General features: G+C 36.2%; 1 protein-coding gene. It reads right to left on the bottom strand.

All coding sequences use genetic code 11. The features are described 5' to 3' along the window. Positions 1-589: flagellin hook IN motif-containing protein (locus tag H2279_RS08675; RefSeq protein WP_337196293.1), on the bottom strand; the 589-nt coding region annotated here is incomplete at both ends.

Below are 589 nucleotides of genomic sequence, written 5' to 3'. Positions count from 1 at the left end.
CTTTATTTCCTGCTGAAGTTTTTAAAGTGGCAAATTGAGATTGTCCAGAACCAGAAGAAAAACCAGAACCTTTAGAAACATTATAAACACTAATTGCATCATTTGTTGTCATGCTTGAGACAACTATAATAGAATTAGTTAACATTGTTGAAAAGTCTTTTCCAGATCCTACAGAAAAACCAGAACCTCCAGAGAAACCGCTTCCAGCTTGATCCATATAAGCACTAATAGAACTTACTCCAACCACAACTTGTTTTCCACCACCACCATAAGCATTAAAGCCCATAGCATCAGCAGTATTAGCATCAATTTGTCCTTTGGATTCTCTTAAAGATACTGAAGATTGAGAGATAAGATCAGATGCTCCCATACCTATAGCACTAAGATTGGTTCCACTTATATTGATATCTCGTCCATCGTTTTTAACTAAAGACAATCTTCCATAATTCTCTTTTTGTATAATACCAGCACCGCCACCAATATCTCCGGTTATTTTAATACCTCTACCATCTCTTGAAGTTAAAACAAGTTTACCATTTTCATCTCTAGAAGCTTCAACTCCGGTTGTATCCTTAACCGCATTGATTGC

It is taken from the genome of Campylobacter sp. B0100352/1, assembly GCF_020135855.1.
GTDB classification, from domain to species: Bacteria; Campylobacterota; Campylobacteria; order Campylobacterales; family Campylobacteraceae; genus Campylobacter_D; species Campylobacter_D taeniopygiae.
The sequence above is the reverse complement of the archived record's forward strand: the minus strand, read 5'-3'. Positions and strand labels throughout refer to the sequence as shown.